The 9,057-nt window shown below is 46.5% G+C and carries 5 protein-coding genes; 4 read left to right on the top strand and 1 reads right to left on the bottom strand.

The genetic code is table 11. The features are described from left to right. The first annotated feature begins 184 nt into the window (after positions 1 to 184). Complete coding sequence (locus tag BLU98_RS13610) at positions 185 to 3,109, top strand: S9 family peptidase (protein WP_092725566.1); 2,925 nt, start codon at positions 185 to 187, stop codon at positions 3,107 to 3,109. Between the two features lie 58 nt (positions 3,110 to 3,167). Here the strand turns inward: BLU98_RS13610 and BLU98_RS13605 are convergent, their stop codons facing one another. Next, positions 3,168 to 3,884 (bottom strand): hypothetical protein, encoded by a 717-nt coding sequence (locus tag BLU98_RS13605; protein ID WP_092725590.1) that lies wholly within the window; start codon positions 3,882 to 3,884, stop codon positions 3,168 to 3,170. 161 nt (positions 3,885 to 4,045) lie between these two features. Here BLU98_RS13605 and BLU98_RS13600 point away from each other — a divergent pair, with 161 nt between their 5' ends. The 3 genes from BLU98_RS13600 to BLU98_RS13590 are packed head-to-tail and all read left to right on the top strand — an operon-like array spanning position 4,046 to position 9,053. Continuing rightward, positions 4,046 to 4,408, top strand: a complete 363-nt coding sequence (locus tag BLU98_RS13600; RefSeq protein ID WP_257574994.1) for a hypothetical protein — start codon at positions 4,046 to 4,048, stop codon at positions 4,406 to 4,408. Between the two features lie 41 nt (positions 4,409 to 4,449). After that, positions 4,450 to 5,835 (top strand): TolC family protein, encoded by a 1,386-nt coding sequence (locus BLU98_RS13595; protein WP_092725504.1) that lies wholly within the window; start codon positions 4,450 to 4,452, stop codon positions 5,833 to 5,835. Between the two features lie 2 nt (positions 5,836 to 5,837). Then, positions 5,838 to 9,053 carry an efflux RND transporter permease subunit gene (locus tag BLU98_RS13590; RefSeq protein WP_257574993.1) on the top strand — a complete coding sequence of 1,072 codons (3,216 nt, stop codon included), beginning with the start codon at positions 5,838 to 5,840 and terminating at the stop codon, positions 9,051 to 9,053. Positions 9,054 to 9,057: the final 4 nt, after the last annotated feature.

The raw sequence follows: 9,057 nt of genomic DNA, 5'->3' as shown, positions 1-9,057 counted from the left end.
AGGTACTTCTCAGAAAATCTAATCCCAGCTTTAAATGCCCGCTCTCCTCTCAAAATGAAAAGCCGCCTCAATTATTGTATTGAGACGGCCTCTTTGCATTCACCCACTCATCACATTTCCAAAGTGCATAAAGTTGGGGGGCAGATTGTTTGAGTATCTTCGGACGCTTTCAAACCTCGACTAGATGAAAAAACTACTGCCGGCTATTGTCTGTCTTTGTGCTGTAACCGTTTATGCACAGAAAAAGCCATTGGATCATTCTGTGTATGACCAATGGCAATCCATCACCGAAAGAACCATTAGTAACGATGGAAAGTATGTAGCTTATACCATCAACCCGCAGGAAGGCGATGACGTGCTGGTGATCCAGGCTGTGAATGGTTCTTATAAGCAAGAAATAGCCCGGGGATACAGTGCAGTTGTTTCGAACGATAATCGCTTTGTGATCTGTCGCATTAAACCTCCATTCAAAGACACCCGCGACGCGCGCATTAAAAAGAAGAAGCCAGAAGACATGCCTAAGGATAGCCTTGGCATGATAGACCTGGTTACCGGCCGTGTTACGAAAATGGCCAGGGTGAAGAGTTTCAAAATGCCAGATGAAACAGGGACCTGGCTGGCCTACTTGCTGGAAAAAGCATTGCCGGAAACGAACAGACTGTTACCAGTCGATTCATTGACTCGTATCAACAACCTGCTGACCATGGCCGACAGCCTTGCACATGCAGCAGATAGCCTGCGCAACAAAGCCAATGCAGCCAAAGAAAAAGGCATGGGTGAGTTACAGGTAAAAGCTTCGCGTAACACAACAACTAAAACGCCGGACGAACCCATTGAAGAGGGCACCGACCTGGTCCTTACCAACCTGGCTACCGGGGAAACACGTACATTCCACCAGGTGAGTGAATATTTTTTTAACAGGAAAGGCAATGCGCTGGTGTTGGAAACCACCCGGAAAAACAATGATCCTTCACAGAAAGCATCCGTTATATATTTCAACCTCGATCAACGCACGCATCATACCATTCTTGTTGGTTTCAATGATGCCAAAGGATATCAATTCGATGAAGCAGGCAATCAACTTGCATTTGTAGCAGAGCGTGACAGCAGTAGCAAAGCCCTGCAGAAATTTTACCGGTTATATTATTACAAAACCGGCGCCGATAGTGCAGTAGTTGTGGCAGACAGGAAAACAAAAGGCATTCCCGCCAACTGGACGGTGAGTGAGAACAGCAATATCAGTTTCAGCAAAAACGGAGCAAGACTTTTCTTTGGAACTGCTCCCATATTGCCTGCAAAAGATACCAGCCTGCCTGAGTTTGAAAGGGTGAACGTAGATATATGGCATTATAAAGATGATTATATCCAGCCGGTGCAATTGAAAAACCTCGACAATGAACTGAAGCACAATTACCTCGCAAGGGCTGATCTGGTGAATAATGAAGTAATACAACTGGCTACAGATAAAATGCGCCAGGTAGTGTCAACAGGAGAGGGAGATGGCCAATGGTTTTACGGAACAGCAGATGATGGAAAACGCATCGCCACGCAATGGCAGGGCTTTAGTTTGAACGATGTATACCGCATCAACCCTGAGAGTGGTGTAGTTACGCTGATCAGGAAAGACCTGAAAGGAACGGCATTGTATCCTTCCTATTCCGGTAAATACCTGCTGTTCTTCGATGATCGCAAACAGCATTATTATGTGTACAGTGCTGTAAGCGGACAACTCCATCCTGTTGCTGCCGATATCACTTCCAAATTATACGACGAAGACAATGATGTGCCCGACGATCCCAATGCCTATGGTGTGGTGAAATGGATGGAGAACGACCAGTATGTGTTGGTGTATGATCGATATGATATCTGGAAAGTAGACGCTGAAGGAAAAGAAAAATCGATTCGCCTGACCAATGGCCGGAAAGATAAAATACAGTTACGTTATGTGAATACGGATCCCGACGAACGCATCATCAAAGATTCTCAACAACTGCTGCTGCGCCTTTATGATGAAAAAGATAAAAGCAGCGGCATTGCCCTGCTCAATCTGGCTAAACAGCAGGAAACAACAGTGCTGTTCAAGGAGCCGAAGAGCCTGGGCCTGGTTATCCAGAAAGCAAAAAATGCAGGGGTGATCAGTTACACCAAAGAATCATACACCGAATCGCCGAACCTTTATGTGCAACCTTTGCAGGTAACCACTGCGAGCAGGTTATCCAATATCAACCGTCAACAGGCAGACTATAACTGGGGAACAGTCGAGTTGTTCAAATGGAAAGCTTATACAGGAAAAGAAACGGAAGGTGTGTTGTATAAACCCGAAGGGTTCGATTCGCAGAAGAAATATCCCATGATCGTATATTTCTATGAGCGGAATAACAATACACTGAACAATTATATTGCACCGGCGCCTACGCCTTCACGATTGAACATTTCATTCTTTGTCAGCCGCGGTTATATTGTATTCGTACCCGATATCTGGTACAAAACAGGGTATCCCGGGCAAAGCGCTTACGATTATATAGTAAGCGGAACAAGGGCTGTGGTAAAACAGGGATTTGTTGACAGCACGCGCATCGGCTTACAGGGACAAAGCTGGGGCGGATACCAGATTGTATACCTGATTACCAAAACCAATTTATACGCAGCCGCCTGGGCCGGTGCACCGGTAGCCAACATGACCAGTGCTTATGGTGGCATTCGCTGGGGAACAGGACTCAACAGACAGTTCCAGTATGAAAAAACACAGAGTCGTATCGGCGCTACTTTATGGGAGAAGCCCGAACGCTATTTACAGAATTCAGCGCTGTTCTCTTTGCCCAAAGTAACCACACCACTGGTGATCATGGCCAATGATGCTGATGATGCTGTACCTTGGTATCAAGGCATTGAAATGTACACCGGCATGCGACGTTTAGGTAAGAAAGTGTGGATGCTGAATTACAACAATGAAGCCCATAACCTCATAGAAAGAAAGAACCGCAAAGACATACAGGTACGCGAACAGCAATTTTTCGATTATCTCCTCAAAGGAGAAAAACCTGCTAAGTGGATCAGCGAAGGTGTTCCTGCAGTGATTAAGGGTAGGGATTGGGGACTAGGATATTGAATAATTGTTAGATGTTAGTTGTCAGATGAATTTCTTTCTGACAACTAACATCTAACAACTACTCTTCGAGCGAAATAAACTTCACCAAGCTTCTCTTCGCTATGGGCAACAATGTCTCTTCCATTGGAATGGTGAGCGCAGTTTCTACCGAGTACACAGCAGGGTTGGGGAAGTCCGATCTGTTCTTGATCAGTTGTGCTTTGATACTTTGGTAAGAGTTGACGAAGTTCCGCTGCCATACATCTACGAACTCGGTCTTGATGCTGCGGTATTTCTCATCATGTTTTTCAAAAATACTGAGCCGGTACTGGTACACCCAGGTATTCTTACAAGCTCCTTCACAAAGCATGAAATATCCTTCTGTATGATCCATCGGCATAATACCGATGGGCTCGATGGTAAGGGTGCTTTCTACAAATTCATAAATCTGTGTGGCGCTGGTAATGGTACGTTTCATGTTGGAAGAAGCATAATTGATAATTTCTTCCAGTTCCTGCATCAATTCATCGTCCTGTACCAGCGATTCATACAGTAGCTGTAATTTTTCGATCTGGATGCCGGTCAGCTTCTTGGGAAACTGCTCCTGCAGGTATTTCTTGTTTTCCCGGAAAGCCACCAGGTTGTTATAATGGAAAATAAGATCGGCCAGTTGCGGGTAGAGTTTGTTCTGGTTGAAATAACCGTTGATCTCCTGTAAATAGGCTAGCAGGGTATATTTTTTCAGTTCGAAATCGATATACCCATCGGCAAACCAAGTCTGTGATAAGGTTTTCATATCCATTCATTTGGTTACTGAATTTACCAATAGGATGCAGGAATACCTGAATTGTTTACTAACACTATGTGAAAATCAGCCAGGTTCGCATTCTTTCTTTACCTTTGTCCTCCCTAAGCTGCCGCACAGTTTTAAAACTAATGACGCACATACGTAAGCCATTGATGAGACTTCTGACTTACCTGCCAGTGATGGTGGTGTACTGTGCTTTTTTTTGGGTAGAGAATACCTATAATTTCGATCTTATTTCCAGCTCCTTTTCTTTATTCAAAAAAGGGCATACAGCAGACACTGACAAAGCTTCCCGTCATTATACCAGTACAACGCCTAAAAAAGCCGGTGATCACAAACCCAGGCTGAACAAAAGATTCCAGCCGCAGGACATCATTGTTACTCCTTTTGTAACGGCTGAACTGCCTGTTATACATTACATCACATGTGTACATACCGGATACCAGGCGCCGGCCTATGATTTTAAACTGGTGCACTTACCACAGCACCGGGGCCCGCCTGCAATGGCCTGATTCCATTGCAATCATTCCCTTTTTTCATCTAAATAGTTTTTATGGGTTCTTTCTATAGCAGAAAGGGTTTTATGCTGTGCATAACACTCTTGTTTTTTCACACGCCGCAAGCACAACAACATTATACATTACAACAACTGATCGACAGCGCTACTGCGAACCTGCCCCTGATCTTACAAAAGAAGGCATTGGTCAACAGCAGTATGGCCGGGATCACAGAAGCACAGCACAGTTCGCTGCCCCAGATACGGTTGAGCGAACAACTGAATCTGAGCTCCGATAATTCGCTGGCAGGAAGCTACTTGCCACTGGGTGGCATACCTTCCACTTCGGGAGGTATCAGGAAAGACGGTAATTACCAGGCTGCCAGTGGTAATATGGCTGTATTATATGGAGAGTATGACCTGGTTGATTTCGGACTTCGTCAGGCAAGGATCAACCGGGCAAAATCAGACCTGGCGTTGAAACAATCTGATCTTGATCGCGACGCTTATATTGTACAACATGAAGTAGCCAGATTGTACCTGATCATTGGTAAGGACCAGTATCAACTCAAAGCCGATCAGCAGAACATAGACAGGTATGAAAATATTTTCAGAGTAATACAAGCGCTGGCTTTGAGCGGTATCAAGCCCGGAGCTGATTCTTCTCTTGCCAAAGCAGAACTGGCCAGAACAAAGATCAATTACAACCAGACGCTGGGCCGGCTCAACCAGTTGAAAGAACAATTGGGATATCTCACAGGTATACCGGGCAAAACGATCGGCATCGATTTCACGGCAGAAGAACTGCCCAACAAAATGATGTTGGATACCTTGGCCAACAATGACACCTCAGGTAACCCGTTGATCCAATATTATCTCCGCAAAAAAGAAGCGGTGGATGCAGAAGGCAAGCTCATCAGCAAGTCTTACCAGCCCAGGATATTACTGGCTGCAGGAGCCTGGGGGCGTGCATCGAGTATTGAATACAACGACCAGTATAAAGCACTGTCAGACGGATTCGCTTACCAGCGTTTCAATTACATGTTGGGAGTGGGCTTTACGTATAACCTGTTCAACAGTACATCCAAACACGATAAGCTCGCGATCAACCGCTTTCAGTCAGAAGCCAGTACACAGGAAACCAACCTGGCCATCGCCCAATTGCACAGCCAGGCAAGACAGGCTGACCTCGCTTTACAAACAACATCGCTGAACCTGGAACAGATACCGGTTCAGTTGCAATCGGCCGAAGCCACTTACCAGCAAAAACTGGCCCAATACAGGGCCGGTATGATTTCGCTGATAGATCTTACCAACGCCTCTTATGTATTGTATCGTTCACAAACGGATTATGCAACCACACTGAGCGACTGGTTCCTTTCCAGGTTGGATAAGGCAGCGGCAACAGGTTCTCTTCATTCATTCATCCAAACAATTCAATAAGCATGGTAAGAGCAGCATTAAAAAGACCCATTACAGTGCTGATACTGTTCATAGGTCTACTGCTGGCAGCCGTGCTGGCTGTCAGAAAAATACCGATCGATATATTTCCCAAGCTGAACCTACCCACGATCTATGTGATCGAATCTTATGGCGGTATGTCGCCACAGCAAATGGAAGGATTCTTTTCCACCCGTATGCAGGATCAGTTTCTATACGTGAACGGTATTAAAACTATTGAGAGCAAGAACATACAAGGACTTACCCTCATCAAACTCTCTTTCTACGAATCTACCGATATGGCCGAAGCATCGGCACAGGTAGCATTGCAAGTGAACCGGGCGTCGAAGTTCTTTCCCCCAGGTGCTTTGCCGCCACAGGTGGTTCGCTTCGACGCTTCCTCTTTGCCGGTAGGCCAGTTGATATTCAGCAGTAAAACAAAATCGCTGAAAGAAATTTACGACCTCGCGGCTACCCGTATACGACCCAGTTTTGCTGCGGTGGCCGGTTTATCGGCTCCGCCGCCTTTCGGCGCCAACGCTCGTTCAGTGGTAGTAAGTGTAGACCCGGAAAAACTCAGGCGATTTAATCTCTCGCCCGACCAGGTGGTGGAAGCGATATCCAAGAACAACGCTATGACGCCATCGGGCAACCTGCGGGTAGACAGCCTGATGTATGTAACCACCGTGAACTCTCTCGAAGAAAAAGTGCAGGAGTTTGAAGACATACCCATTGTTACCAATGGATCGGCAACAGTGGCCATACATGATATTGCTACAGTAGCCGATGCGATGGACGTAACGGTTGACTATGCGCTGATCAATGGTAAACGTTCTGTTTACCTGCCGGTAGTAAAAACAGCCGACGCTTCTACCTGGGGCGTGGTGCAGGACCTGAAATCAAAACTGCCCGAAATGCAGAACCTCTTACCCGATGATGTAAGGGTGAGTTACGAGTTCGATCAGTCGGTCTTTGTGATCAACGCGGTAAAAAGCCTCATGACGGAAGGTGTGCTGGGTGCTATTCTCACCGGGTTAATGGTACTGTTGTTCCTGCGGGACTGGCGCAGCAGTATCGTGGTGATCATTACCATTCCGGTATCGGTATTGAGTAGTGTGCTTTGTCTGCACCTGTTTGGACAAACAGTGAACATCATGACGCTGAGCGGACTGGCATTGGCCATCGGCGTACTGGTTGACCAGGCCACGGTAACCATTGAAAATATACACCAGCACCTGGAAATGGGTAAGAATAAACGACAGGCGATACTCGATGCCTGCCAGGAGATATCATTTCCATTGTTGCTGATCCTCTTGTGTATTCTCGCCGTTTTCGCGCCTTCCTTTGTGATGACGGGTGTACCCAAAGCCATGTTCCTGCCGCTTTCGCTGTCTATCGGCTTTGCCATGATCGTTTCCTTTATCGCCGCACAAACACTGGTGCCGGTTATTTCCAACTGGTTGTTGAAAGAAGAGATGTTCCAGTACCATGCGGGGCAGCCGCATGCACATGCGGGACTGGCGCTGGATAATGAGGAAATCAGGGAGATCGATGTACATACCAGTGAAGAAGAAAAGCAAGAAGCACACAACGATTTTTTCCAGCGTATTAAATTGAAATTAGCTTCCTGGCTCCGCAACAAAATGCCTGCACGTAAAAGAATCGTCAGTCTTTATTTGCTGTTGGGCTTCATCGCTGCGGGTATTTGCTTCTACATCATTGGTAAAGACCTGCTGCCCAAGATCAATAACGGGCAGTTGCAGATACGGATCAAAGAACCCGATGGTACACGATTGGAACAAACAGAAAGAACGGTGAAGGGGATACTCAATGTGATCGATAGTACGGTACAGGGACATGTATCGGTTAGTTCGGCTTATGTTGGATTGATCCCCAGTAGTTATGGTTCCAGCAACCTCTATGTTTTCAATAGCGGTACACACGAAGCGGTTTTGCAGGTGAATATCAGTGAAGAATACAAGATCGGGTTAGAAGATTTGAAGGATCAGTTGCGCAAGAATATTGGTAAAGCATATCCCCAAGTAAGGTTGTCTTTTGAGCCGGCCGAACTGACAGAGAAGATCATGGCGCAGGGCGCTTCTACGCCAATTGAGATACGCGTTGCAGGCAAGAATTTCGACCAGATCAAAACAGTTGCCGCACAGTTGACTACCAGGATGAAGGAGTTGCCTTACCTGCGCGATGTGCAGATTGCACAGCCTTTGCATTTTCCCACCATCCGGGTGAATATCGACAGGGCGAGGCTGGCGGAAATGGGACTCAGCCTTACAGAAGTAGCGAGAAGTATTACAGATGCCACTTCGTCGAGCCGTTTCACCGAGAAAGTACAATGGCTCGATCAGAATGCAGCTTATACTTACCAGGTGCAGGTGCAGATTCCCGAATACCTGATGAATTCAATGGAGCAGTTGCGATCCATTTCATTGGTAAAAGGAAAAGCGAGACCGCTTTTATCTGATGTGGCCGATATTTCTATTAATGAAGCGCCGGGAGAATACGATAGGGCAGGACCCAGGCGATTCCTGACGGTAAGTGCCAATATTTATAAGAAAGACCTGGGTACGGCTACTGCTGCAGTACAAAAGATCATCAAAGAGGCAGGAACACCACCCAAAGGCATTGTAGTGGAGCTCAAAGGGATGTCTTCCTTGTTAACAGAAACATTGGACTCATTGCAAACAGGTTTGCTGGCAGCGGTGGTAGTGATCTTGTTATTGCTGGCGGCCAATTATCAATCGTTCGGACTGGCCATTTCAGTATTGTCTACCGTGCCGGCTGTATTGTTGGGTGCTTTATTGTTGCTATTAGCAACAGGCTCTACACTGAACCTGCAGTCATATATGGGTATCATCATGTCGACCGGCGTTTCGGTGGCCAATGCGATCCTGATTGTTACCAATGCCGAAACATTACGACTCACGTATAAAGACCCGTTCAAAGCAGCCGTGATGGCGGCAAGTGTTAGGTTGCGACCCATTCTCATGACCAGTCTTGCTATGATTGCCGGTATGATACCGATGGCCAGCGGACTGGGAGAGGCGGGCGATCAATCGGCACCACTGGGCCGTGCGGTGATCGGTGGTCTCGCCGCTTCTACCTTTGCAGCGTTGTTCATTGTGCCGCTTGTTTACGCCTGGATACGCCAGCGGTCGGCATTTGAACCCGTTTCATTATTACCGGAAGATTCAACTACTAAATAATTTA

Origin of the sequence: Hydrobacter penzbergensis (genome assembly GCF_900106985.1) — a bacterium.
GTDB classification, from domain to species: domain Bacteria; phylum Bacteroidota; class Bacteroidia; order Chitinophagales; family Chitinophagaceae; genus Sediminibacterium; species Sediminibacterium magnilacihabitans.
The sequence above is the reverse complement of the archived record's forward strand: the minus strand, read 5'-3'. Positions and strand labels throughout refer to the sequence as shown.

Bases quoted from the DNA above. Each gene is read 5' to 3' on its own strand.
- BLU98_RS13610 (WP_092725566.1), top strand. From the start codon at position 185: ATGAAAAAACTACTGCCGGCTATTGTCTGTCTTTGTGCTGTAACCGTT.
- BLU98_RS13605 (WP_092725590.1), bottom strand. From the start codon at position 3,884: ATGAAAACCTTATCACAGACTTGGTTTGCCGATGGGTATATCGATTTC.
- BLU98_RS13595 (WP_092725504.1), top strand. From the start codon at position 4,450: ATGGGTTCTTTCTATAGCAGAAAGGGTTTTATGCTGTGCATAACACTC.
- BLU98_RS13590 (WP_257574993.1), top strand. From the start codon at position 5,838: ATGGTAAGAGCAGCATTAAAAAGACCCATTACAGTGCTGATACTGTTC.